Source organism: Haloferax gibbonsii ATCC 33959, assembly GCF_000336775.1.
GTDB classification, from domain to species: Archaea; Halobacteriota; Halobacteria; order Halobacteriales; family Haloferacaceae; genus Haloferax; species Haloferax gibbonsii.
The window spans coordinates 60,416-85,103 of sequence record NZ_AOLJ01000018.1; the positions used below are offsets into that span (position 1 = coordinate 60,416).

The following is a 24,688-nucleotide window of genomic DNA, read 5'->3' on the forward strand; positions in this document are numbered from 1 at the left end:
ATCCGAGGCGGTTCATTGACGGATGAACTCGTCCGGTTTCCGGCGGAGCGAGCCGTCTATCAGCACGTGCGTCTCTTCGAACTGGTCGGACAGCGTGGGGTCGTGGCTGATCACGACGAGCGCGGTGTCCGTCTGGTCCTTGACGCGGAACAGGAGGTCGAGGACGCGCGCTGCGGTTTCGGGGTCGAGTTGCCCCGTCGGCTCGTCGGCGAAGACGACGTCCGGCCGGTTCGCGAGGGAGCGGGCGATGGCGACGCGCTGTTTCTCCCCGCCGCTGAGCGTCGCCGGATACTGGTCTTTGAGGTCCAAGATGTCGAGGGCGTCGAACAGCGTGTCGAGCCACGCCTCGTCTCGGCTCCGGGTGTGGTCCTGCGGCAGCGCGGCGTTATCCCACGCGGTCAGGTCCGGGATGAGCTGGAAGTCCTGGAACACGAATCCGATCGCGTCCCGCCGTAACACGGCGCGTTTCCGCTCGGGGAGCGCGCTCGTGTCGTCGCCGTGGACGTAGAGCGAGCCGCTGGTCGGGGTACTGAGCAGTCCGAGGACGTTGAACAGCGTCGTCTTCCCGGCACCGCTCGGTCCTTGAATGAGGAGGGAGGTGTCAGGCTCGACGGTGATGGAGACGTCCGCGAGAATGGTGGAGTCACCACGTTCGACGGTGAGCGAATCGCCACGCAGTACGGGGCCCGTCATCGATATGCTCCCTTCATGCTTCACGTATGTATAGTGTATGGGTGCTCGGTCAGACCGTCCGGTTCGTCGCGGCCGCGCACGTCGCGTTTCCGACCGGCCGGGACACCACCACGGGGTCGTTCCCGGTGTTGGCGTAGACGACGTTCCGCGTCGCGGTCCACTCGGCGTACGCGGTCGCCGAGACGGTCTCCGGGGCGTTCGGGAAGAGGTGCGCACCGGTCGTCGTCCACGAGCGTTGCGAGATGACGAGACAGTCCGGGCTCGGTCCGCCCGAGAGCCAGTTCGCGACGGCGCTGTAGCCGACCTGCGCCTTGAAGTAGTTCGCCCCGACCCGCGTCAGCGAGTGGTCGCTCAACCACGGCGAGTCGGTGTGCGTGGAGGCGAATTTGACGCCGTCGAACTCGGACTCGTAGGTCGTCGACGGGACGGTCGCCGTGTCCATCGTGAGGTACGCGAGCGGTGCGGTCGCGACTGTCGACACGAGCACGAGCGCGACGAGCCCGAGGCGGAGCGTGCGCCCGGCGGTCGACCCCGATGCGGCCTGAAGGAGGCGAACGAGGACAACTCCGACGAGCATCGCCGCCGGGATGTGAAGGAACGTCTGCGCGCGCATGACCGTGTCGTAGTACTCGGGCGTGAGCGACGCGGTGAGGCCGAACCCGATGATGGTGACCGGCGCGAGGAACATCGCCGTCGGTATCGCGCCGCCGCGGTACGACTCGAACAGTTCGAGTCCGAAGGCGGCGGTCACCGCGAACACGCCGAGAATCGCGACGAGCCCCAAGATGAGCGGCGGCGTCTGGGTCGTCCCCGGGAATATCGGCGAGACGGCGTTGAGCCCGACGATGCCGAAAAACGACCCGACGACGGCGAGATACGAGACCTGTTTGACCCGGCGGCCCGTCTGTTGGACCCACACGATGCCGATGGCGAGGAGGACGAGCCACGCGAGGAAGAGCCCGGGATAGGCCATGACTCGGTTCACGTACGGGACGCTGAGCGTCGTCGACGACTCGGCGAAGCGGTAGTACGAGAACATGTACGCCCAGAAAGCGACCGCGAGCACGCCCGGACCGAGCACCGAGCGGAGCGACAGCCGCACGGAGACGTGGCGCACGACGAGCGCGGTCACGACGAGCGCGGCGATGAACGTCGAAAACGTGTGCGTCATCGGGAACACGACGAGCAAGAGCCCGACGACGAGCCACCAGCGGCGGAGCCGACTCCGCAACGCGAGGTGCAGACAGAACGCGAGCGTAATCACGAGGAGGATGCCGAGAATCTCCTCGTCGGGAACCGTGGTCCGACGGAGGAACAGCCCCTGAATGGCGAGGAGCGTCGCCGTCACCGCGCCGACCGCGGTGGCGGTCCCGTCGCTCGACCCGCTGTCGCGGAGCACGCGGCGAGCGACGACGCCGCCGACGAAACAGATAACCCCGCCGACGACGGTCGCGAGCGGCTGAATCGCACGGACGGGAACGGCGTCGGTGACCAGCGACACGACGCTCAGGTACGTGCTGAACACGAGGTTGTCCGCCCGCTGCGTGAGCGGGAGCGAACCCGTCTCCGTGGCCGTCTTCGCTAACCACGCGTAGTCGAATCCGTCGAGCGTCGATGGAAGGCCGCTCCAATAAAGCGGGAGAGCACGGAGGGCGAACGCGAGGGCGACACCCGCGATGAGAATCACGAATCCGCGGCGGCGTCCGTTACTCATTGGTGATACTACCCTCTCCCTCGGGCGTCGGTATATGTCTATCCACTAAGAGTGCCGCGGGGTCCTGCAGCAACAGATAGCCCGTCGCGAGACACGCGCTCGCGACCGCGAGGCCGAGGCCCGCGAGCACCATCCCGGCGATGACGCCGGGCGAGAACGCCGGCGTGAGCGCCACGCCGAACACGCGGAGTTCGCCGACCGACAGAAGCGCCGTCACGGCCGCGGTGGCGATGACGAAGGCGGCGGCCGAAGCGACGAGTCCGACTTTGAGCGTGTCGAAGAGGACGAGCCGGAGGATGTCGGTCCGGCGCGCCCCGGTCGCGCGGTACACGCCGATGGTCTTCCGAACGCCGTAGGTGCTCCGCGTGAACGCGGCGGTCGTGCTCCCGACGGTCATGAGGCTCACCAGCGCGACGACCGCGGCGAGGAGCACTTCGAGGTTCCCGAAGACGAGCTGAATCGCCTGCGCGATGCCGCCGCCGCTCGTGTAGCGACCGCTCCCCGCGAGCGCGGTCGCCAACCGCTCGTCGCCGCGGACGCGATACGTGAGCGTGGCCGGTTCGCTCGCGCCGACCTGCGACGAGACGGTGTACTCTCCGGCCGGGCGCTGTGGGAGAGTCGCCGAGACGCGACGACTCCCGCCCGGTGCGAGCGAGACGGCCCGTTCGACGTCAGTCCCCGGACCCCGAATAGTCACGGTCGTGTTCAGTCGCTGTGTCCACGGGTTGGTGAGCCGCGCCGTCACCGTCGGCGACGTGAACAGCGTCGGCGTCTGCGGCGAGAGAGAGAGCGTCTGGACCGGCCGCCGAGTCGCGTCCTCGGAGACGGTCACCGTGGTGTTACGCTGTTGGGAGCCGGCACGCGCGGACACGACGTACGTCCCCGTCTCGTTGAACCGGACGCGGGCCGTCCCGCTCGCGTCCGTCGTTCGGCGCTGGCCATCGACCGAAACCGTCGCGTTCGCGACCGGCTCGCCGCCCCGCGAGACGCTGATTCGCGGCGCGCCCCCGACCGGTATCGACGCGGGAACGCTCACGCCGAGCGACTCGACGACGCGGCCTCGCTCGTCGACCGTCACCGACTTGGTCACGTCGGCCACGGAGAGAGAAACGGTCCCCGCAGGCGGCGTCTCGAACGCGACGAACGTCGTCTTCGACCGGCGACTGGGCACCGAGAGTGCGGTCTTCGCAGTCGCGTCCCCGAGCGTGACGGAGACGGACCGGGAGGCGTCGCTCAGCCCGAGATTCGTGGCCTCGACGGCGACGCCGAAGCTCCCGTCTCGGCGCGTGACCGTCGCGTCCGTGACCACGATTGTCGACGCGTTCGCGTCTCCGCTGGCGAGGCCGCTGGTTCTGATGAACTGAACCCCGTCTCGCCCAGTCGTCGTGAGGTGGCGCGCCGTGTCCAGCGACACGAGGAGTTGGTCGTCTTGGACGCCGGTGCCCGCAAACCGGCCCACGATTTCGATTCGCGTGATGCCGGGCGTCGTGCTGCCCCCGAGAACGAGCGTGTCGCCGACACCGAGGCCGGTCGCCTCGGCGAGACTCGCCCCGATGAGCGCCTCGTCGTCTCCGGTCGGTTCCCGTCCCGTCGTCAGCGCCGTGTGCGCCAGCGACTCGTACGCGGAGTAGTTCACCCCCCGCGCGACGAACGGCGTGTTTCGGTACACCTCGAAGAGGAGAATCTCCGGACTGACCGCGACGCCCTGACTGCGGAGCGCAGACGCGTACGATTCCGGGACGTTACTCGCGATGGGATGGGGTGCGTCCGGCTCCGTAATCGTCTGTTGGCCGACGCCCGAAAGCGGGCCGACCGCGCCGATAACGGCCGACAGCAACAGCACCACGCCCATGAACACGCTCAGCGTTGCGACGGTGGGGACGGTCGCCTCCCACCCGAGCAATCGCGTCTCGAAGAGTCCTGCGAGCGGCGACCGCGACTGGTCGTCGGCGGACTGACCCGACGACGACAGTCGGTCCAGCGGTTTCGTCGCCTCTGGGTACGACGCTGTCAGGCCGGCGACGACGCCGGCGACGAGCAGCACGGCGGTCGCCAGTCCGAGCAGTTGGATGACCGGCGGCGTAAGTGCGAGCGCAAGGGAGGTCGGGAGGCCGGCGTAAACCGCCGCGTTCAGGACCGCACGGACGAGGATGACGCCGATGCTGTATCCGAGCGCCAGTCCGACGGCCGCGAGCGTGATGGCGCGGAGCGTGTACACGCCGACGATTTGCCGCGGCGTCGCGCCCGTCGAGCGGAGCACGGCGATGTCCGGGCGTCGCTCCTTGACCGTGAGTCGGATGACGCTGTACGTCGTCACCCCGACGAGAATGCCGCTCGCGAGCGTCGCGAGTTGGAGCAGGCGGACCAGTTGGTCGGTCCCGCGGACGAAAAACTGGAGCGCCGACAACAGCGGCGTCGCCGGTGCGCCGTCCGTCCGTTCGATGGTGACCACCTCGGTCGCCTCGAACGCTGAAACCGTCTCGGCACGGGTGAGATACCAGCCGTCTCGGAGGACCTGATGGCCGGAGCGGTCCGTAACCGTGACCGACGTCGCCGTCTCGTCCGTTGCGAGCGAGACGGTCTCGCCGGCGGGCGGTCCGCCGACGACGGCGAGCGTTCCGGGGTCCGGACGGGGGAAGTCGATTGTTTGCCCCCGGACGGTGAGTTCCGAGACGCCCGGCGGGACGCCGACAACCGTCGCGGGCGTCCCGTCGACGGTCGCCCCAACGAGGACGAGTCGGACGTCGGAGTCGGACCCGCTCGCGTCCGCGACGCTCGACGGGGAGTCAACGCGCTCGACGTGATAGCTCGTCCCGAACTCGTCGGAGATGGTCGTCGTCTGCTGGCCGAGCGAGACGCCGAGAATGGCGGCACCGACGAGAAAAGAGACGGTGAGGGCGATGACGAGCACGGCGAGTGTGTCGCGCGTCTCCCAACTGAACGAAAGCGCTCGACGGTAGCCCATTAGTGTTCTCTATCGCGAGACTCGCGAGCGCTCACATTAAGTGTGTGTGGTTCCGCTGACTCATCGGTCAGACGACACTCACACGGCAGTTCGAAGCTGCCGATGACCGCCGGCGCAGTCAAAATCGGTTGCGCCGCAGGGCCTCGACCCGTCACGCAGAGCGCGACTGAATCGAGGTGTTAGTTAGCCCGCAGACGCGCCGCACCGATGAGCGCAACCAGCGAGACGAGCGCCGGCAACACGCCGAACCCTGGCGCTTGGCTCTCCGTCTCCGTCGGCGTCTCGGTCGTCACCGGGTCGGAGGTCGTGGTCGGCTCGGCGACCGTGATCGTCGCCGATTCGCCCCCGACAGAGAGGTTGTACGTCCCCGCCTGCTGGAACGCCGGGAGGAACACGACCGTCGATTCGTTGCCGGGTTCGAGGTCGGTGACGGTCTTGGTCGACTCAATCGACCCATCGACCGTGAGATTGACCGTCGCGTTCGTCGTCACGTCCCCGTCGTTCAGGACGGTCGCCGTGGCTTCGACGCTCTCGCCGGTTTCGACGTCGGTCGTCGCGACTGAGAGGTTGGTGACGGTCGTCGACGCCGTGTCGCCGTCGCCGCCGCCGGAGTCACCGCCACCATCGCTATCGTCTCCATCGTCACCGGAGCCACCGCCGCCGCCAGACGAGGAGGTCGTTATCTCGAGTTGTGCGGACCGCTCATCGCCGATGCTGTAGTCGTTACCGTCCTCGTCGCCCAGCGCGTTGACCTCGGGCGTGACCATGGTTTCGGCCGTGCTCGTCGCGTTCCCTTCGACCGTGACGGTGGCGACGACCACGTGGCCGGTCTGGTTCGTATCGAGCCCGTAGCCGGTGAGCATCGCGGAGCTGTTGTCACTCGCGTACGTCGTGTTGACCTCCGCCGCCTCGTGGCTGAACGCGACCTGCGTGATAGCCGCAGTATCGTTCGCGACCGAGAACGAGATATTGGCCGCGCCGACGCCGCCCGAGGCGTTCGTCACGACCACGTCGAACGTCGCCGCCTCGCCGTTCGTAACCGTCTGACCCGTCGGTTCGAGTGCGACGTCCGTCGACCCGGCCGCGGCGCTCACCCCTGGCGCGACAGCGAGCGCGAAAACCAGAAGCAGAAGGTAGCCGTGGCGCGCGTTCAGTTTCATGTCGCATCCCCCAAACGGTTGGGCGCTGTCCAGACGACTCGCGTTGAACCGGGCGTGTTCGAAGAACTCATAGTTGGTTTCGGGTTGTCCGTCGAACTATCACGGATCACGCACGGCGTGGATTGCGCGAAGCCGTCGGTAACGGCGGTCGGCAGCAGCCCCTCACGCGTCGTACTGCCGTGAATCGCCGTGCGAGCACGTGATTACTCGACGTTCACGATATGACAAGAAGAATCAACCATGCTAATTGTTACGGTCAGTCGGAGGGTTGCCACTTCCGCCGCTTGGCAGTCGCCGAGGGGGTGAATGAGCCCGCGTCACGCGTGGGCGTCGAGGCCGGCACCGACTTTGTCGACGACGTCGAACAGCGCTTCCGGGAGCGGTTCGTCGTCCGGGAGTCCGACCGTTTTCACGAGGTCCGAATCGACCGTTTCGAGCGCGGGCGAACGAGACGTCTCCCAGCCGGTGACGACGAGCGGTTGGGAATCGTCCACGTTCCGAGTGACGCGCGCGGCGACTCCCCCTCGATAGGACGGCGGCGCGTGGAGACAGACGACGACCGTCGGATCTTTCGATGAGACGAGTCGGCGAAGGGGCGCGGTCTCGGTCACGTATCGGATTTCGACGTCGCCCCGCGGATGCCAAGCTCGCTCTGGCGGTGGTCCGTAGACGAGAACCCGTGGTGGCGGTGCCATAAGCTATCACACCACACTTCGCAGAGCAGACATATAAACATTAGATACGCTGACAGATTCGGGGTGGGAGGCGAGCGGTCTATCGTCGGAACGGAAGGTGGCGTCGGGGACAACACACGCGGTCGCCGCGGTGGACAGCCGCCCGCCAACGTTCCCGCGAGAGACGCCCGGTCAGTCCCGCTTTTCCTTTCGCTCCCTCGTAATCATCGACTCGCGGATGTCCTGTAACCGCTCCGTGCCGCGGAGTTCGGACATGTTCACGCCGAGCGCGCCCGAATCCTCGTCGGTCGCGACGCCGCTCGTGAGGATGCTCCGGACGCCCTCCTCGACGGTCATGTCGATGTCGTACACGTCGTCGGCGGGGATGTAGGTGAGCAGGCCGCCGGTGACCGGGTTGGGCGCGAGCGGGAGAAACATCGAGACCATCTCCGTGTGGCCGGTCGACTGTTCGATGGTCGCGGGGGAGCCGCCCGTCTGGAAGCCGAGCACGTACACGTCGTCGTCGAAACACTGGACGAGTTTCACGTCCTGGAACTCGTCGGCACCCTCGTCGAGCACCACGTCGCCCATGCGGCGGAAGCTCTTGTACACCGTGCCGATACCCGGAATCGAGGAGATGACGAGGTCGAACACGCCGATGATTTTCTCGCCGTACTGGTTGCGGCCGACGGTCCCCACGACCGCGACGATGGCGAAGAGGACGAGCAGGGCGACCAGTTCGGTGAAGAAGTCGACGACGAACGAGTAGATACCGAGGTCGATGAGGAGCGTGATGAACTCGACGCTCTCGAAGCGGCTGATGATGCCCGCCCAGCGGAGCAGGTCGATGAACGGTTCGAGGGCGTTTCTGACGAAGTCGATGCCGACCCGGAGGACGTAGAGCGTGATGACGATGGGGATCATGATCGCCACGCCCGTCAGCAGCGTGTTGTACGCCCGTTCGTACAGGGATTGGCCGGTCTCTTTGGCGCTCACGGCGAGCGTTCCCGGCGAGCGCGGAGGGTCTGCGGAGGACACGGCGGGAGATTCATGTGGGCCGTGAAAATAGTGTCGGCAGTCGAACCGTCTGGATTTTCGAGACGCGCTGCGGCGGAGTCGCTTGCGAGGCGGGAGGCGACGGGCGAGTCGCGTAGAACGACGGAAAACGGGGACCGAAGCGGGCCGGATGGATTCGCGGGAGCCGTGAGCGACGACGGAAGCCGAGACGGTGGCCCGTGCCGTCCCGAAGGCGGGGGTCAGGAGACGACTTCGAACCGACCGACCGAGAGGTCGACCGCGAGCTGCTCGCGCGGGTAGACGAACTCCTCGTCGTCGTACATCGTCCGGACGGTCTCGTCTTCGATTTCCACCACCGTCTGTTCCGTACACAGCGTCGAATGCCGGATGGTCGACCCCTCCGTGATCACGTGCGGGGCGACCTCGAGTGTTTGTGCCATCGTTTCACTAACGCACGGTTTACGATATAATTCTTTCGACGTTTCGGAGATACGCTATTGAAATGTAGCTATATAGTGGTATTGTCGGGTTGATTGTTCACTTTCTATTCCACTCTCTTTCGAACTGGTCGGAGCGGTACCGACGAGACAGGAGCCGAGGCAGTCCGAGGCGAGGCTCGACGGAGCGTTTGACTCGCGTCCGAGTCGTCGGCGTCGCCACTCGTCGAGCCTCGCGTCGGTCAGCACGTCCCGGTCGTCGAGCCTCCCGCTCGGGGCGTCAGTCGCGCTCGAACGGGTCGTGCTCGGGGAGTTCGTCGTCGAGGACGGCCGCCACGGCGTCGACGAACGCGTCGTGCGCCGACAGCGTCTCGCGGAGCGCCTCGTAGTAGGCGACGGTGTCGCCCGCGAGGAAGTGCGAGTCGACGCGCCAGAGCGTCCGCCCGGTGCCGAACTCGCCCGCTGGGAGGTCGTCGCGGTCCTCGCGCACCTCGTCCAACGCCGCGACGAGTCGCTCGCGGAGCGCCGCGTACGGCGAGTCGCCCGAGAAGTCGGCGTCGCCGTGGATGCCGTCTTCGAGGTGGAGTTCGAGTCGGAACTGTCCGCGCTGGAGGGCGCGCGGCGTCGGGTAGTGTTCGAAGTGGAGGTCGTAGCCGTGGTCGCGACCGAGCTCCCACGCCGTGGGCGTGACGCGGCCCCACGGCTTCCCCGAGTCGAGGGCGTGCCACGTGTGGGGTCCCGCCGGCGGCGACGCGCGGAGGTAGTCGGCCCACTCGTACTGGAGGACCTCACGAGCGAGCTTCGCTACGGCGTCGCGGGTCGCGTCGACCTGTAGCTCGTAGTCGAGATAGAAGCTCGTTTCGTCCGCGGTGTCCGGGCCGTTCATACCTCCCTGCTAGACGCCCACACGGATAAAGATTCGACACGGGCCCTGAGAGCCCGCGTTCGCTCAGTCCTCGCGTCGCGCCCGGCGTCCGAACCCGAACAGGAACGCCGCGATGGCTGCGACCGCGGGAGCGACGCCGAAACCGGGCACGCCGGTCGCCGTGGTCCGGCGCTCGGTCGTGGTCTCGGTCGCGGTTGCAGACTGCGTGGTCGCCTGCGGAGTCGTCTCAGCGCCGTCAGTCGCCGTCGGACTCGCGGTCGACGCGGGTGGCGCGGGTGACTGCGACGCCGACTCGGTCGTCGCGGGCTGGTCGGTCGCGTCGTCCGACTCGTCGTCCGCGTCGGAGTCGCCGTCCGACCCGGAGTCCGGACCATCGCCGTCGTCACCACCGTCGTTCGGGTCGTCGTCACCACCGCTCCCGCCACCACCACTCCCGCCACCGCCGGACGACTCCGAGACCGAGAGGTCGAGTCCCGACGTATCGGTGACGGTGTAGGAGTTCCCGTCCTCGTCGCCGAGAGCGGACACGGACACGTCGAGCGCGCCGTCGCCGGTGGCGTCGGCGGTCTCGACGGTGACGGTCGCGACGGCCACCGAACCAGCGTCGTCGGTGTCGAGGCCGATGACGCCAATCGACGCGGCCGTGCGACGCTCGTCGTACGACACGTCCCGCAGCCGCGGGTCGGTGCCGTCGGGCGTTGCGACCTCGGTGATGCGACCGACCGACGCGTCGTCGAGTTCGACCGTCAGGTTGTACGCGCCGACGCCGGCGTCGGCGCTGTCGACGACGATATCGAACGTCCGCGTCGAGTCGGGTTCGACGGTCGCCGCGTCGGCGTCGAAGCCGACGGTCGTGTCGGTCGCGGCGACCACGGGCGGCGCGACGGCGCTCAGACAGACGAGCGCCGCGAGCACCGCGAGCGCGGCTCGGTCGGGCAGCTTCGTCTTACGCATCCGTGGAGGCGAACAGCCGCTGTACGTCGCCCACGTCGACGCGACCGTCGTCGTTGAGGTCGAACGCGGGGATGCTCGACTGGACCGGCTCGGCGTCGCGGTTCACGAACAGCGCCTGCGCGTCTACGATGTCCACGCTGCCGTCGCCGTTTACGTCCTCGAAGGTGCCGTCGCCGTCGTGGTCGGCCATCGCGCGGCCGTTGCCGGTGAGATCGCCGGGTTCGACGGTGACGGGTCGGTTGTCGATGTGCGACACCGCGTAGGCCGTGCCGTCGGGGTCGTAGGTCGCGGCGGGCGTCAGTTCGAGCGCCGTCGAATCGCCGAGCGCGACGCCTTCGACCGTCACGGTCGCGAGGACCTGCGAGCCGTTCGCGTCAGTCTCGGCGTCGATACCGGCGGCCTCGATGCGGACCTCACTGCCGTCGCCGCTGACGTTGACGGCCGAGGTTCCGGGTTCGTCGGGGAACTGGACGCCCGTGATGCGGGCGACGCTCGAATCGCCGACCGCGAGGGTCAGTTCGTACGCGCCGACGCCGTCGGCGGCGTCGCTCGCGGTGATGTCGAACGTTCGGGTGTCGCCGAGGGGGACCGACTGGCCGTCCGAGCCGACCGAGAGTGCGACGCCGTCGGCCGGTTCAGGCGTCGGGTCGGGCGTCGTCGCCTCGCCGTCGAGGTCGGCGTTCAGCACCGCCGAATCGAAGTTCTCGTACTGGCTCGAATACGCGCTGTCGGTGTAGTCGACGTAGAGGTCGACGCCCGCCCCCGCCGCAGTCACCGACGACCCGAAGGCGTCGAGGTCGCTCGTCGGCACGGTGGCCGTGACGGTGCCGCTCGCGCCGTCGTAGGCGACGTTCGTCGTCTCGACGTAGCCGCCGCTTCGGTCGGCGAAGGCGGCGGTTCCGCTCACGCCGGTCACGCGCGAGGGCGCGTCGATGGTGACCGTCGTCCGGCCGTCGTCGCTCGTCACGTCGACCGCGTCGGCGTCGACCGCCGCGTCGACCCGGCGCATCCGGTCGTCGGACTCGGTGTCGACCTCGGCGGCTGCGATGGTCGAGCGGTTCTGGAGGTAGCCGATGACCCCGTCGGCCATCGTCGTCTCGTTGTAGACCGACACGCGCGGTTTGTCGCCGAGCGGGTAGCCGCTGCCGCCGTCGGCGATGTAGGAGTTGGTCGCGAGCGTGTAGGTCGCCGAGTCGTTGACGGGTTCGCCGTCCACCGTCAGGTCGCGAATCGTCGCGTCGCCCTCGCCGGGCGACGAGCTATCGGTGTGGGGCACCCACTCGAAGGTGACGCCGCTGACCTGCTGTTGGGTCTGGGTGCCGTACTGGTTGTCCATCTCCAGCGGCGTGATCTGGCTCTTGACGACCTCGCGGAGTTCCGCGCCGGTCACCTCGACCACAACGATATGGTTGCCGAACGAGAGCGTCGAGGTCACCATCCCGCGGGTGATGTCGAACTCCTCGCCCGCGCCGTACTCGCTCGGGTAGAGCGTGTCGCGGATGCCGCCGGCGTTCGTGACGGCCACGTCTGCGCCGGTGTAACCACGGACGCCGTCGGTGACGAGGTGACCCGTCGCGGAGTCGTCGGTGTAACTGGAGCCGACGCCCGTGTGCTCGGGCATGACCGCCGTCGCGAGCTTCGTGTTGAGATAGTCCTCGCGGAGCGGGTTGATGTACGTCTGCCAGGAGTCGTTGCGCGGGATATCGGTCGTCACGTCGACGAGTTCGCCGGAGGCGTCGGTGACGCTCCCGTTGTCGACGGTCAGTTCCATCGTCATGACGGCGTTGGCCTTGCCGGTGGTCTCGCCGATGAGGACGCCGTTGGTCGTCTGCGGCGGGTAGCGCTGTTGGTCGTCGCCGGAGACGAGCGCGTCGATGCCGTCGACGTTCCGCGCGAGGTCCTTCGAGTCCGGGATGCCGACCGGGGCCAGCGCGACGACCACGTCAACGTCCTCCTCGTTTCGGAGCGTGTCGACGGTCCGCTGGGCGGCGGTCGTCGGGTCGACGACGGTGTAGCCGTTGCGCTCGATGACGCCGTCGGTCTTGGCGTTGATGGCCTCGTCGGTCAGGCCGAAGAAGCCGACTTTCACGCCGCCGCGCTCGACGACGGTGTAGTTCTGCGTCCCGGGGAGGTTCTCGCCGGTCTCCTCGTCGACGACGTTGGCGAGGAGCCACGGGTAGGTCGACTCGTTGGCGATGGCCTCGAAGACGGCGAAGTCGTTCGTCCCCGCGTCCTCGTCGTAGTCGAGTTCGTGGTTCTGGACGACCTCGGCGTCGGGGTCGATGAGGTTCATCGCCGTCACCGGCGGCTCGTAGCCGTGTTCCAGGCCGTCGTAGTTGCGGAGGGCGTGGGGGCTGAGTTCGTCGCCGCCGCCGGCCACGAAGACGGGACCGGAGGCGTTCGCGCGCTCGCGGTTGATGAGCGTAATCATCCGGCCGAGTTTGTCGTCGCCGGAGCCGGCGGCCGCCTTGCCGATGTCGTTGAAGCCGACGAGCGTGAGCGTCGTCGCGTTCGCGCCCGCAGTGTCGTTGCCGGCGTCGCCGCCGTCACCGCCGTCGTCGCCCGCGGGAGCGGTCAGGTTCGTCACCGACGCGGGCTGAATCTTGTACTCCTCGAAGCTGTAGAACACCGGCCCTTCGACGGCGTCGGCGGTACTGCCGACCTCGCCGGGCGTGGTGTCGTCGCCGGTCGTCGCGTCGTCGATGGCGACCGGCCCGGAGCCGTCGGTGACCGCCCACTCACCGTACTGGCCGGGGGTTTCCGTGACCTCGACGTCGCGCACGCTGACGAGAACGCCCTCGTAGGCCTCTCGGGAGACGTTCGCCGTCGCGAGCGCGGTCGCCTCGGGAACCGACCCGGTGTCGGTCGTCGACAGCGAGGCGCTGTCGTTCGCGAGGTCGAGCTGGGTCATCCCGAAGTACTCGGAGACGGGCGCGTCGACGCGCACCTCGTCGCCGGGGGTCGCGTTCGACGACCCGCCCGCGTAGACGTAGACGCCGCTGTGGCGCACGTCGGCCGCGGAGGCGTTCTGCAGGAAGAAGCCGTCGGCGTTCGTCGCCGTCACCGTCCCGGTGACGCTGACGAACTGCCCCGCGTAGGCGGAGGCGTCGCCGCCGGTCGTGTTCGACTGGAGTTCGGTGATGGTCACGGCCGTCGGCGCGGACGCGTTCATCGCCGATTGAGCGGTCGAATCGAGTGCGCTCGCGTCCTCCCCAGCCGCGACGCCCGCCGCACCGGCGGGGAACGTCGCGGTCGTGAGTACTAACACCAGTAGCACCGTTACAGTACGACTGAGAACTGTCTGTGATGGTGTGTGCGGAGGCACATCAGTCCGCACCGGGGCGGGTGTCATAACCGCTGGTAAGAGTGTTATATAGGTGACAGAACTGCGATAGGGAGGTTCATACGATACGGAGCGGTTCGTACGTCAGTCGGGTGGTTGTCGGGTCGGCTTCCGGGAGTTCACGAACAGAGGCGACCCAGAGAACGGCGGTCGTATCGCAGCACGTACCGGTGGTAGGTGAGATAGCCATATTTAAGTCCATTGGCCGATTCCGCAGCAGTTGAGAACGGTTTCCACCTCCTCGGTTCGGTGGTCGACCCACCGAAGACCGTTCTCTCTTTCCCCCACAGCATACTATCGGTACTTCCAATTAGTACCTACTTTCCGAATCTATATCACCCTCTACCAAAACAACGTGTACGAGAACGGGAACGTCATCATCTGATGCTGGTGGCGTTGCCCTCGTTCTCGTTCCATCCTCCCCCACTCGGGGGACCCCACCACCCTTCGGCTAACTGTCCACCGAGACGCATCCGTCACTGAATCGATTCGTCAGCGCTCAGACACGGCTGTCGGGGACGTGCACCACAACATCCGTCGGGCCTCCCACGAACGCGTCGAGAATCGTGACGAGTTGGGTTATGCTCCCTCTCCGCCGAGTGCGGCGCACACGCGCATTCGGACGTCCGCGGGACTCGCCGCCGATTGGTCGCGCCGCGCCATCCGTCCGGTGACGAGGTCGAGCAGGTCGAGCGCGGTCAGTAGCTCGCGGACCTCCGCGCGGTCGAGGCCGAGACGGCGTTCGACTTCGTACAGCGTCTTCGCACCCGCGACGGCGGCACACACGTCTTCGGTCGAGCAGTCGAGCGAGGACACCGACGCGGGAAGCGGCGGGAGCTCAGTCGCGGTGGACGCGTCCTCGGCCGTCGTACTCGTCTCGTCGGTCTCCGCCGCGACCGGCTCCGTGTCCGTGGCCGGGTCCGTCTCAGAGTCAGACTCCGACTCCGACTTCGGGTCCGGCCCTGACGTCGGATTTGGCCCTGACGTCGGGTCCGGCTTCGATTCCGACACCGACGTCGATTCGTCGTTCGCGTCGGTCTCGGCGTCGTCCGGCGTGTCACGTTCGACCGCCGCGTCGTCGGTATCTTCAGTCCCCACCGGGGGAGACTGGTCAGTCCCACTCGTGCTGTCCTCGACAGAGACGCTCGGCTCCGGTTGCCGTGGCTCGTCGCCCGGCTCGGTCGACTCGGTCGAAGCCGCCGGCTCGGTCGACGCGCCGTACGACTCCGGCTCGTGAATCCCGCGTTGAATCATCTGGTTGCGGACGGTCTGGGGAGTCACGTCGACGCCGAGCGCGTCGGTCATCTCCTTGAACGTCTCGCAGGCCTCGTACGCCTCTCGAAGCCGAACGGGGTCGTGGTGTGCGGGCACCGAGTCGGCGTCTGTCGCGGCGGTCGCGCTCGTCTCCGTCTTCGTACCGGTGTCCGCGTCCGCCTCCGTGTCCGGACTCGTCTCTGTATCCGTATTCGCGTCCGTCTCCGTCTCCGCCCCGATGGGGTCGTCCGTCGATACCGGTGTGGGTTGGTCGTCCTCCGACGGCTCGTCTCTCGTCGTCGGGACCGCGAACTCCATCGTCGGTGGCGACACGACCGATGCGACGGGGGCGCTACCCGTCGAGCCGCGCGCCCCGGAACCGTCGGCTCGGGCGACTGGCGCGTCCGCCGGCTCGGGGTCGCCGTCGGTGCCGGCGTGTTCAGCCGATACCGACTCCTGTCCGGCGTCTTCGGTCGCCGGGGGAGCGAGCGCCACGTCGAGTTCGAGTCGAAGTCGGCCGTCGGCAATCGACGCCGCCGGCGACGACACGGAGAGTCGGTCCGGGTCGACCGCGCACGCTGACGCGAGGTCGTACTCGACGGTGACCGAAGCCGCTGTACCGTCTTCGCGCGGTTCGTCCCCGCTGGCCAGTTCTATCCCGTGAATCTCTGCCGTCGCCTCCGAAAACTGTTCGAGAACCGCCGTGAGTTCTCGGACGTTTCTAACCACATCCATATGAGGATGTCAACTTCGTCACATAGCATATAATTTATTGCCGCCAACATCATCTAGTAATATATATTCTATACAGATTCTTGTTCGCGTGAGTCCGGCATCGAGAGACCGGAACGGTCGGCGGCGCACGGTCGCCACGCTCGACTGTCGGCGTAGCTGTTTTTATGCTTCTGAGGGGAGATACCCACCGTATGGACGTGTCTCCGCTCCGCGACATCGCACCATTCAGCACCGAGCGACGGGCGATGCGAGTCCTGTTGGTCGACGATAACGAGTCGATGGTGGAGCTGTCCGCGACCTTTCTCGAACGCGAACTCGACGACGTCGAGACGGAGACGTACACCGACCCGGTGTCGGCGCTCGACGAACTCACCGACGGCGCGTACGACTGCGTCGTGAGCGACTACGACATGCCGGTGATGGATGGGCTCGAACTCCTCACGGCGGCGCGCGAGCGGGGCATCGAGATTCCCTTCGTCCTCTTTACCGGGAAGGGAAGCGAGGAGATCGCGAGTCGCGCCATCTCCGCCGGCGTCGACGAGTACCTCCAGAAGGGCGGCCCCGAGGAGTATCCCGTGTTGGCGAACAAGGTGTCGAACCTCGTCGAGAAACACCGCGCCGAGACGCACATGCGACGCGGCTTTCTCGCCATCGAGTCGGCCGAGGAGGGCATCGGCATCATCGACGGAGACGGCGTCTATCAGTACCTGAACGAGGCGTACGCCGCGCTCTACGGCCGCGACCGGGCCGAACTCATCGGCGAACACTGGGACGTCCTCTACCCGGACGACGAGGCGCGGCGCTTCCACGAGGAAATCCTCCCGCAACTCGAAGCCGAGGGGTCGTGGCGAGGCATTTCGACCGGCGTCACCAAAGCCGGCGAGCTGGTCCCCGAGCGACTCGTGTTGACGCGGATGGACGACGGGGGACACGTCTGTATCGTCCAGGAACTCACCGAGGTCGATGCGTTGCGGGCGGAAGTCGAGATGAAAGACCGAGTGCTCGACGCCGTCGGCGTCGCAATCGTCGTCATCGACCCGTCGAAGCCCGACAACCCTGTCGTCTACTGCAACGAGGCGTTCGAGGCGCTTACGGGCTACGACGCCGCGGCGGTCGAGGGCCGCAACTGCGGGTTCCTCCACGGCCCCGAGACGGACCCCGAAACGGTCGCCGAGATTCGGTCGGCTATCGACGCCGGCGAGCCGATTTCGGCCGAGATTCGCAGCTACGACGCCGACGGCGAACCCTTCTGGAACCACCTCGATATCCAGCCGGTTCGGGACGACGAGGACGCACTCGACTTTTTCATCGGCTTCCACCGTGCGGCCGACCGCGACGGCGCGGACTCGACCTGACGGGGGGGTCGGCAGTCGCCAACGACTTTACTGGAAATAGTGGGGTGTCGAACCCACGAGTAAGAACTACACCCGCGGGACTCGTCATCTGGAGTCATGTCCCGACGTTCCCGCCTCCAACAGTTCTTGGCCCTCGGTGCGTTCCTCTTTGCGGTGTACTGGATAGTCGATGGCTCACCGGTCATCGCGGTCGGGTGGGTCATCGTCGGGCTGCTCAACCTGTACACGCTCAGACGCGACGCTGAAGCAGTGGACGACGCAATCGACGTGTGACCGCAGAAAAGCGAGGGGTTGTGTGTCGATCTGCCGTTACTCGTTCGACGCGCGCTTGAAGAACGCCAGCGCCGCGCCGAACAGCGTCAGGTTCTGGAGGAACGAGGTGAGTTCCTCGTCGCGGGCGTCGTCGTCGACGGCCCAGAAGTCGTGCATCGTCGGCGTGACGCCGGCGAAGAACGCCGCGACGCTCGCGGCGGCGAGTTTGGGGAGTTTCCAGAGACCGATGCCGATACTCCCGCCGAGGAGCAGGCCGCTCGCGGCGGGGACGAGTCGGTCCGCCTCGGGGACGCCCTTCGCCTCCGCGTAGGCGATGCGGCCGTCGAGGTCGGTCAGGTTGCGAATCGCGAGGACGGCGAGACCGCTCGCGAAGAGGGCGCGGGCGAGCCGCGATGGCGTGCTGCGTTCGGAGTCGTCGGGGGCTGTCATCACGTTTCGAAAATGGCGTCCTAATTATAAGCGTACTGTTTACAAACCGGCCAGAACGTTTTAGTACGAGAGGTGGCCCTGCCCCAGCACCAGAACCCCAAACCCGAGGCGTACAGCCGCCAACTAAGCCGTTCGCTCCCTCTGTCTGAGTTGAGAGGTCCGTACTGCGTTCCCTTTTCTGTCGACTACTGTCCGCGGAAAACACCGTGCCCACCGTCTCACTGACTCTCCGACTGCGCTCCGATTCGGGCCGAAACGCGCCGGACACCAAACTCGCCAATTGTGTGAACTCGTTGAACATTCATAACAATTAACCAATAACGAGTTGATATCTGTTTGTGGTGCGTTGACATGGCAAACCCGAAGCATTACGTCGTGCTGGAAGGCCTCGGAGCCGGAAAGTCCGACTACACGATTCAGGCGACTGGCGACATCGAAAAAGTAGGCGGCAGGCTCGGCGGACTGCCCGTCACCACGGGTCCGGCAGACCAAGTGTCCGGAAGTACGGCAGACGGAACCGTCTGGGGGAAATCCGATGGCTACCGAATCTACGGCGGCATCAAGTCCATCAGCCTCGAAAACCCCGATCACGTCCAGGTCCACATGGGAACGATCGCCGGAGAGCCGGATGACGACCACGGCGACCTGTGTGAGGTTGTCGTCCGCGCGGAGAAAGTCGAGTTCATCAGCGGGCAAGGTCCGGGCGAAGGCGCGCTCGAACTGGAGATCGAACACGACATCCGCGGCGCGCAGTCCGAACACACGTCGCTCAGGCTCCCAACGGGGTCCACGAAAAACATCGGCGTGGCGATCGATAACTTCAAAGTTCCTCGAAGTGGGTCGGAACCGAAGACGATCGTGACGAAAATCACGGAACGAGAGCCGCCAAGAGACTGGTTCACAGGGACGCCGGACGAGGGAAGCGAGCCGGTCGACATCACGCTCGCGTGCGACAACCCACAGCAGGTGACCAACACGGTTCCCATCGACTCCGACCGCGGGAACCCCGGCAAGGTGAAGGTGTACTACACCATCGACGACCTCGACGACTGAGGGGGCCGTCCCCCGTTCGGTCGTCCCGCGAGCAGCAACCATTATGATGCGGTGCGGTCACAGTTGTCCCACGAATGGACTCGCCTCGCGACACGCCGCGTTCGCTCTCGGAGTCGTCGCCTATCGACGTCCTGCACGTCGATGCCGACCCCGAGTTCGCGGCGCTCGTCGCGGCGGCGCTGGAACGCGAGTGCGAGCACATCACCGTCCATACCGAGACGGACCCGCGGGTCGCGGTCGACCGGGTTCGGCGCGACGGCCCGACGTTCGACTGCGTCGTCTGCGACTACGATATGCCCGACCTCGACGGCCTCGACGTGCTGGCGAGCGTCCGCGCCGAGTATCCGGAGCTCCCAGTTATTCTCTTCACCGCGAACGGCAGCGAGGAAGTCGCCAGCGAGGCGGTTTCGGCGGGCGTGACCGACTACCTCCGGAAGGGCGACGACACGAGTCGGTACCAACTGCTCGCCAACCGCGTCGAGAACGCCGTCGAGCGGTATCGAGCCTCGCAGTCTCTCAACCGGGGGCTGGCGGCCATCGAGAACGCGACCGACGCCGTCTGTATCCTCGGCGACGACGGCGGTATCGAGTACGCCAACGCGGCCTGTACTGAGCTGTTCGGCTACGAGCGCGCGGAACTCCTCGGTCGCCACTGGGAGGCGTTCTATCCCGACGACGACGTACAGGCGGTCTACGATTCGGTACTCCCCGAAGCGCGCGAGGGACAGTGGTCGGGACAGTCGTCGCTCGTGCGGAAGGACGGCAGCCTCGTCAACGTGGAGCACACGCTCACGTCCACGGCCGACGGGTCGCTCGTCTGGACGCTGTCGCGCGTCTCGAAACGCGACAGACTCGAAACGAAACTGTCGCGTCGGGAGCGGGCGATAGACGAGGCCCCGATCGGCGTCGTCCTCACGGACCCCGACCAAGCCGACAACCCCATCGTCTACGTCAACGACGAGTTCACCGACATCACCGGATACAGTCATGACGAGGCCCTCGGGCGAAACTGCCGGTTTCTGCAGGGCGAAGAGACGGACGAGGCGGCCGTCGCCGAACTCCGAGCGGCGGTCGACGAACGCGAACCCGTGACGACCGAACTCCTGAACTACCGCAAGGACGGCACCGAGTTCTGGAACCGCGTCCGCATCGCGCCCATCTTCGACGACGGGAGCGTCGACCTCTTCGTCGGCTTCCAAGACGACATCACGCCGCGGAAGACCTACGAGCGACTCCTCCGGTCGAACACCGCGCGACTCGAAGCGCTGTTCGAACACTCGCCGGACCTCGTCGTCGTACACGACGACGACGGCACCATCCAAGACGTGAACCAGCGGATGTGCGAGGAGTTAGGCTACGGTGAGTCGGACCTCGTCGGCAAGACCATCTGGGACCTCGACCCCGCGTCCGACCCGGAGCGCTCGAGGGCGTTCTGGACGGGGCTGCCGGCGAACGAGCCACACCGCTTCGAGGGTGAACTCGAACGGCAGAACGGCACGACGTTCCCCACCGAGATACACCTCATCCAACTCAACGTCGAGGGCGAGCAGATGTTCGTCGCGATGATTCGCGACATCAGCGAACAGAAGGAACGCGAGGCCGAACTCGTCGAACAGAACGAACGCCTCGACCGCTTTGCGAGCGTCGTGAGCCACGACCTCCGCAACCCGCTGCAGGTCGCCATGGGCCGCTTCGAGATGCTCCAAGACGACTGCGACAGCGACCACCTCGACCCTATCGACCGCGCGCTGGACCGCATGGACGACCTCATCAGCGACCTCCTGGTGCTCGCCCACAACGGCAACGACGCCATGGAGGTCGAACCGGTCGGGCTGGCCGACCTCGCGCGGGCGTGCTGGCAGAACGTCGTGACCGACGGCGCGACGCTGGTCGTCGAGACCGACGCCGTCGTCGACGCCGACCGCGACCAGCTGCAGCAACTCCTCGAAAATCTGTTCCGGAACTCGGTCGAACACGGCTCCGCCGACGGCGACGTGACCGTCACCGTCGGCGAGACCGACCGCGGTTTTTTCGTCGAAGACGACGGCCCGGGCATCCCGGAGGACGACCGCGACACCGTGTTCGAAGCCGGCTACACCACGTCCCCCGAGGGCACCGGCTTCGGGCTGAACATCGTCTCGCAGGTCGCCGCCGCCCACGGGTGGGAGGTGGCGGTCTCGGAAGGTGCCGAGGGCGGTGCGCGGTTCGACTTCCGCGTAGACTGAGCTTACGCGTCGCCAGCGTCGAGGTCGAACTGCTCGTTTTCGGAGACCGCGTTGAGAACGACGCTCGTGTTCGACTCGCGAATCGGCGCTTCGCTCAACAGCGCCTTGATCTGGCGGTTCATGTCGTCGGTGTTTCTGAACTTGCCGACCGCGAGGACGTCGTAGTCGCCGGTGACCTCGTACACAGAGACCATCTGCGGCTCGTTTGCGAGCAGGTCGGTGACGTCCGTGAGCGCGCTCCCCTCGACTTTGAGGTGCATGACCGCGGTCACGTCGTAGCCGAGTTCGTCGTAGTCGAGACGCGGCGTGTAGCCCTCGATGATGCCCTCGTCTTCGAGGTCTCGCAGGTGGTTCGAGACGGTCGTCACCGACACGTCGAGTTCTTCGGCGAGGCTTCGGAGACTACGTCGCCCGTCTTTCAACAGCGCGTTGATGAGGTCGGAATCCAGGTTTTCGTAGGTCATACTCGGGTAGTTTGCAGTTGATTGTGATTAACCTCCCGGTCGAAGTTGACAATCCGGTGAATAGTTGCCGCTTTCATGCTGAAAACCGTTCGAACGCTCGTCGGGCCGGACACGCACGCGCGCTGCCCCGTCTTCACACCCGCACCCTCCGACAACGGTGCGTTTTCGAGATGAACATGCGGTCGCTGGAGACCAGTACGAACGCCTCAGTTTGACACACCCGATGCGACCTCTCGATCGCTGTTCGATTAAATCGTGGTTGCGATAACTCTCACGTCGCGGACGCGACCGCGGCAGTTCACGCGGGTCGAAAGAAACTGACGGCCTCAGTCGGAAGTCGACGACTCAGTTTGTAGTTCCAGAAGCCACTCGCACTTCCCGCAGGGCGTCTTGCCCGTTCGCTTGGCCTCGGCGCGGGTGACCTCGACGAACCGACCGTCGCTGTGGCCGCCACAGACCAGTTCGCCGTCTTCGTCGAGTTCGTGATACGCGTAGCCGCCGGTGTACGCGCCGTTGGGTGTCGTAGCCACGCGGTCGTCGTCGTCGCGGGTGTCCTGCGCAGCGAGTTCGCTTCGCTGCTCGCTCGTGGGTTTCTGGTCGATGTGCTCTCGCGTCGGCATCCGTGCAGGTACACTCGCCCGGCCGCATATGTTTATTTCGGCCCCGACATGACGTGAGGAATCATCATGGATGTCGGCGGCGGCGCGCGATGGCTCCTTGCCACTCGACGAGTGCGTCAAACTCATGCGGACTTCGTTCGATGATTGCACAAGTGTCCGGCTTGACGAGACGCCTACGTCTCGTTCGCTCACGCGGGTACCGCGCTCGTGAACGCTGTCTCTCTCCCTTCGGTCGCTCCGGTCGCAGCTTAAGCAAGTTCCCTCGCGCCTCAAGTCAAGTGAAGGTCTTTACCGGAGTGGGTCGATGTCCCCGAGAGATGAGCCGGACGCTCGAACTCTCTGGGACGTGGCTCAGCTATCTGCTGTCTGCGTTCCAGTTGACCGCGCTCGCATTGGCCCTCGTGTTCGTCGTGCCCAGACTCGAGTACCCGGTCAACATCTTCTTGGGCGGACTGTTCGCCGTGGTCGTCCTCGCGTCGGTGGTCGCGCTGTGGCGACGCGCGGCCGGTCAGGACGGGGGTCGTCAGCTCGGAAGCACGGAAGACATCACCTATGACCCGTTTGCCGACCCCGGACAGGCCGCCCGCGATAGCTGGGAGAAGGCCGTTCGGCGGCTCCCCGGGTCCGACGACGACGAGTGAGCCACAGTCCTCGGTGCCGCTGTAGCCGTGTTCATGGGGTCACGCCATCTCGGGAACGGGGAAATCGAACAGTTCCGCTCGAAGCTGTTCGGGGGAGTCGGTCTTCCCCCACTGAATGAGTTTCCCCACCAGTTCGGGGTCCGAGAAGTCGACGTGCCGCGCCCGCTCGTCGCCCCAGTCGTAGACGTGCTTCGGGAGCCAGTCCGCCCGCCGCAGTTCCGCGAACAGTAAGCCGGCCGCCTCGTCAACGCTCGCATCGCCCGCCCGGTAGGCGTCCAGTATCTCGCCCATCCGTCGGTGTATCTCGGCTTTCTGCGGGACGAACGGCGCGCCGTCGCCCGGCGTCGGTTCTTCGAGAAGCGAGTCGAACTCGGCGGGCTGTCCCGACGCGAGGTAGGTAAAGCAATGCCGCTGGATGTACAGGTCGTGAAACAGGACCTGCCCCAGCCACATCTGGGTCCACGCGTTCCAGAGCCGGAAGTCGCCCATCGACTTGTACGCGTTGCTGATGACCCGGTCGTTGGTCGCGAGTTGGCGGCGGTGCATCTCGTCGATGGGCGCGAAGCGCGCCGCCGAGAACTCGCCGTCTTCGAACGCGTCCAACAGCAGGTTGGTCGACACGAAGACGGATTCGAGGGTGTTCACGAGCCCGACCGCGTAGAGCGGGTCGACGAAGCCGTACGTGTTGTTGGTCAGGTAGTGTCGGTGCCCCGCGGACTGACTGGCGGTCCGCTGGAGTCTCCCGGTCCGAACCCACGGTCGCACCGTCGTCGCCGACGCGAGGTGGCGTTCGATATCGGGGAAGTCGGCGATGATTCGTCGAGCCTCTCGCTCGGCGCTGACCGACTCGTCTGTGGGGTACTGCGTGCGGTCGAGTACCAACCCGATACTCGCCTTGTTCGTCTCGGAGCGCTCGAAGTTGTCGAAGGGAATCACCCACATCCAGCCGCCGTCGAACACGTGATGGAGCGTCCCGTCGTGGAGGCGGTTAGACTGTCCGGGGCGGGCGGATTCGTCGAGTATCTCGTCGAACGGAGCGAGTCCCTCGACGTGCGTGAAGATGGCGCGCGAATCCGTCTCCAACGCCGGAGCGTCCTCGCGATACCCCATCTCTTCGGCGAGGACGGAGTTCCCGCCGGTGCCGTCGACGTAGAAGGCGGCCTCGATACGACCGCGGTCGGTCGTCACCGACACCTCGTCCTGTCCGATATCCACGCCGGTGATTTCGGTCTCGTCGAGGTATGCCACGCCGTAGCCCCGGGCGGCCTCGACCAGATAGTGGTCGACCTCCGAACGCAGGAGGTGGCTCTCGCTGTAAAACGGCAGGCTCGGCGGAATCAACTGGTGGCTGTGGTCCGCCGCGACCGGGCGGTCGGGGTCGTGGTACGCGAAGCCGATGGAGTGTTTGATGCCGCACGACGGCGTGACGTTGTCGACGATGTCGTTCGTGTCGCTGAGGTACTGAATCTCCGGGATGCCGTGGTACTCCCCGAGAATCCACATCCACATCGAACTCTGCGGGAGCATCGCCTCGCCGACGGCGAACCGCGGATGCGACCCGGCTTCGAGCATCACCACGTCGAGGCCGCGTTTCCCCAGAATCATCGCGGTGAGAGACGCCGCCATCCCCGAGCCGCCGACGATGACGTCGTAGGAGTCCGTCGGCGACGACTCACCGGCGGCCCGGTCGTCGCGTCGTCCGTGCTGTCGGTTCCCGGTTGCGTCGGTCGAACCTGTCCCGTTCATGTTCCGTTTGACGGATAGGTCACGATTATAGTCATTCCCTGAGATGGCGT

Annotated in this window: 20 protein-coding genes; 5 read left to right on the forward strand and 15 right to left on the reverse strand. The window is 66.2% G+C overall.

The annotated features are described in order from the left end of the window. Positions 1-12: 12 nt before the first annotated feature. The 11 genes from C454_RS11455 to C454_RS11505 all read right to left on the reverse strand — a co-directional run bounded on the left by C454_RS11455 (position 13) and on the right by C454_RS11505 (position 15,832). Entirely contained in the window at positions 13-693 is a 681-nt protein-coding gene (locus C454_RS11455) for an ABC transporter ATP-binding protein (protein WP_004975722.1), read from the reverse strand. Positions 694-742: 49 nt separating this feature from the next. Next, positions 743-2,407: a hypothetical protein gene (locus tag C454_RS11460; RefSeq protein ID WP_239639932.1), complete on the reverse strand. Its 1,665-nt coding sequence runs from the start codon at positions 2,405-2,407 to the stop codon at positions 743-745. Continuing rightward, positions 2,400-5,372: an FtsX-like permease family protein gene (locus tag C454_RS11465; RefSeq protein WP_004975726.1), complete on the reverse strand. Its 2,973-nt coding sequence runs from the start codon at positions 5,370-5,372 to the stop codon at positions 2,400-2,402. Before C454_RS11465 ends, C454_RS11460 begins: the two co-directional genes overlap by 8 nt. A 179-nt stretch (positions 5,373-5,551) precedes the next feature. Further along, positions 5,552-6,532, reverse strand: a complete 981-nt coding sequence (locus tag C454_RS11470) for a CARDB domain-containing protein (RefSeq protein WP_004975728.1) — start codon at positions 6,530-6,532, stop codon at positions 5,552-5,554. Positions 6,533-6,849: 317 nt separating this feature from the next. Continuing rightward, positions 6,850-7,026, reverse strand: a complete 177-nt coding sequence (locus C454_RS21010) for a hypothetical protein (RefSeq protein WP_231608273.1) — start codon at positions 7,024-7,026, stop codon at positions 6,850-6,852. Between the two features lie 372 nt (positions 7,027-7,398). Continuing rightward, on the reverse strand, positions 7,399-8,202 hold the full coding sequence (locus C454_RS11480) for a DUF502 domain-containing protein (protein WP_004975733.1): 804 nt from the start codon (positions 8,200-8,202) through the stop codon (positions 7,399-7,401). 260 nt (positions 8,203-8,462) lie between these two features. After that, entirely contained in the window at positions 8,463-8,663 is a 201-nt protein-coding gene (locus C454_RS11485) for a hypothetical protein (protein WP_004975735.1), read from the reverse strand. Positions 8,664-8,940: 277 nt separating this feature from the next. Next, complete coding sequence (locus C454_RS11490; protein WP_004975737.1) at positions 8,941-9,546, reverse strand: hypothetical protein; 606 nt, start codon at positions 9,544-9,546, stop codon at positions 8,941-8,943. A 63-nt stretch (positions 9,547-9,609) separates the two neighbouring features. Beyond that, positions 9,610-10,500 (reverse strand): hypothetical protein, encoded by an 891-nt coding sequence (locus tag C454_RS11495; protein WP_004975739.1) that lies wholly within the window; start codon positions 10,498-10,500, stop codon positions 9,610-9,612. Then, entirely contained in the window at positions 10,493-13,768 is a 3,276-nt protein-coding gene (locus C454_RS11500) for a 5'-nucleotidase C-terminal domain-containing protein (RefSeq protein ID WP_152421539.1), read from the reverse strand. Before C454_RS11500 ends, C454_RS11495 begins: the two co-directional genes overlap by 8 nt. Positions 13,769-14,422: 654 nt before the next feature. Beyond that, positions 14,423-15,832 (reverse strand): hypothetical protein, encoded by a 1,410-nt coding sequence (locus C454_RS11505; RefSeq protein WP_049905121.1) that lies wholly within the window; start codon positions 15,830-15,832, stop codon positions 14,423-14,425. A gap of 191 nt (positions 15,833-16,023) precedes the next feature. Here C454_RS11505 and C454_RS11510 point away from each other — a divergent pair, with 191 nt between their 5' ends. Both C454_RS11510 and C454_RS20745 read left to right on the forward strand, forming a co-directional pair. Next, a complete protein-coding gene (locus tag C454_RS11510; RefSeq protein WP_049905122.1) occupies positions 16,024-17,187 on the forward strand; it encodes a PAS domain-containing protein in 1,164 nt (387 codons plus the stop codon). Positions 17,188-17,283: 96 nt separating this feature from the next. After that, complete coding sequence (locus C454_RS20745) at positions 17,284-17,460, forward strand: hypothetical protein (RefSeq protein ID WP_004975753.1); 177 nt, start codon at positions 17,284-17,286, stop codon at positions 17,458-17,460. Between the two features lie 36 nt (positions 17,461-17,496). Here C454_RS20745 and C454_RS11515 read toward each other — a convergent pair whose 3' ends face one another. Continuing rightward, positions 17,497-17,889, reverse strand: a complete 393-nt coding sequence (locus C454_RS11515) for a DoxX family membrane protein (RefSeq protein WP_004975755.1) — start codon at positions 17,887-17,889, stop codon at positions 17,497-17,499. A gap of 351 nt (positions 17,890-18,240) precedes the next feature. On the opposite strand from C454_RS11515, the gene C454_RS11520 reads away from it, so the two are divergent. Both C454_RS11520 and C454_RS11525 read left to right on the forward strand, forming a co-directional pair. Further along, positions 18,241-18,942 (forward strand): hypothetical protein, encoded by a 702-nt coding sequence (locus tag C454_RS11520; RefSeq protein ID WP_081605216.1) that lies wholly within the window; start codon positions 18,241-18,243, stop codon positions 18,940-18,942. A gap of 74 nt (positions 18,943-19,016) precedes the next feature. Beyond that, positions 19,017-21,167, forward strand: a complete 2,151-nt coding sequence (locus C454_RS11525; RefSeq protein ID WP_004975760.1) for a PAS domain S-box protein — start codon at positions 19,017-19,019, stop codon at positions 21,165-21,167. Between the two features lie 2 nt (positions 21,168-21,169). Here the strand turns inward: C454_RS11525 and lrp are convergent, their stop codons facing one another. Continuing rightward, entirely contained in the window at positions 21,170-21,631 is a 462-nt protein-coding gene (gene lrp / locus C454_RS11530) for an HTH-type transcriptional regulator Lrp (protein ID WP_004975762.1), read from the reverse strand. Between the two features lie 326 nt (positions 21,632-21,957). Next, a complete protein-coding gene (locus C454_RS11535) occupies positions 21,958-22,251 on the reverse strand; it encodes a hypothetical protein (RefSeq protein WP_004975763.1) in 294 nt (97 codons plus the stop codon). 317 nt (positions 22,252-22,568) lie between these two features. Between C454_RS11535 and C454_RS11540 the strand changes: the two genes are divergently transcribed. Continuing rightward, a complete protein-coding gene (locus tag C454_RS11540) occupies positions 22,569-22,892 on the forward strand; it encodes a hypothetical protein (RefSeq protein WP_004975765.1) in 324 nt (107 codons plus the stop codon). Between the two features lie 39 nt (positions 22,893-22,931). Here the strand turns inward: C454_RS11540 and C454_RS11545 are convergent, their stop codons facing one another. Next, positions 22,932-24,638: an NAD(P)/FAD-dependent oxidoreductase gene (locus C454_RS11545; protein WP_004975767.1), complete on the reverse strand. Its 1,707-nt coding sequence runs from the start codon at positions 24,636-24,638 to the stop codon at positions 22,932-22,934. Positions 24,639-24,688: the final 50 nt, after the last annotated feature.

What these genes read in the sequence shown, in the direction of transcription:
- C454_RS11455 (WP_004975722.1), bottom strand. Translation starts at nt 693, where the DNA reads ATGACGGGCCCCGTACTGCGTGGCGATTCGCTCACCGTCGAACGTGGT.
- C454_RS11515 (WP_004975755.1), bottom strand. Translation starts at nt 17,889, where the DNA reads ATGACAGCCCCCGACGACTCCGAACGCAGCACGCCATCGCGGCTCGCC.
- C454_RS11490 (WP_004975737.1), bottom strand. Translation starts at nt 9,546, where the DNA reads ATGAACGGCCCGGACACCGCGGACGAAACGAGCTTCTATCTCGACTAC.
- C454_RS11470 (WP_004975728.1), bottom strand. Translation starts at nt 6,532, where the DNA reads ATGAAACTGAACGCGCGCCACGGCTACCTTCTGCTTCTGGTTTTCGCG.
- C454_RS11520 (WP_081605216.1), top strand. Translation starts at nt 18,241, where the DNA reads ATGGCAAACCCGAAGCATTACGTCGTGCTGGAAGGCCTCGGAGCCGGA.
- C454_RS11510 (WP_049905122.1), top strand. Translation starts at nt 16,024, where the DNA reads ATGGACGTGTCTCCGCTCCGCGACATCGCACCATTCAGCACCGAGCGA.
- C454_RS11545 (WP_004975767.1), bottom strand. Translation starts at nt 24,638, where the DNA reads ATGAACGGGACAGGTTCGACCGACGCAACCGGGAACCGACAGCACGGA.
- C454_RS11495 (WP_004975739.1), bottom strand. Translation starts at nt 10,500, where the DNA reads ATGCGTAAGACGAAGCTGCCCGACCGAGCCGCGCTCGCGGTGCTCGCG.
- C454_RS11485 (WP_004975735.1), bottom strand. Translation starts at nt 8,663, where the DNA reads ATGGCACAAACACTCGAGGTCGCCCCGCACGTGATCACGGAGGGGTCG.
- C454_RS11525 (WP_004975760.1), top strand. Translation starts at nt 19,017, where the DNA reads ATGGACTCGCCTCGCGACACGCCGCGTTCGCTCTCGGAGTCGTCGCCT.
- C454_RS11540 (WP_004975765.1), top strand. Translation starts at nt 22,569, where the DNA reads ATGAGCCGGACGCTCGAACTCTCTGGGACGTGGCTCAGCTATCTGCTG.
- C454_RS11505 (WP_049905121.1), bottom strand. Translation starts at nt 15,832, where the DNA reads ATGGATGTGGTTAGAAACGTCCGAGAACTCACGGCGGTTCTCGAACAG.
- lrp (WP_004975762.1), bottom strand. Translation starts at nt 21,631, where the DNA reads ATGACCTACGAAAACCTGGATTCCGACCTCATCAACGCGCTGTTGAAA.
- C454_RS11460 (WP_239639932.1), bottom strand. Translation starts at nt 2,407, where the DNA reads ATGAGTAACGGACGCCGCCGCGGATTCGTGATTCTCATCGCGGGTGTC.
- C454_RS11535 (WP_004975763.1), bottom strand. Translation starts at nt 22,251, where the DNA reads ATGCCGACGCGAGAGCACATCGACCAGAAACCCACGAGCGAGCAGCGA.
- C454_RS20745 (WP_004975753.1), top strand. Translation starts at nt 17,284, where the DNA reads ATGTCCCGACGTTCCCGCCTCCAACAGTTCTTGGCCCTCGGTGCGTTC.
- C454_RS11465 (WP_004975726.1), bottom strand. Translation starts at nt 5,372, where the DNA reads ATGGGCTACCGTCGAGCGCTTTCGTTCAGTTGGGAGACGCGCGACACA.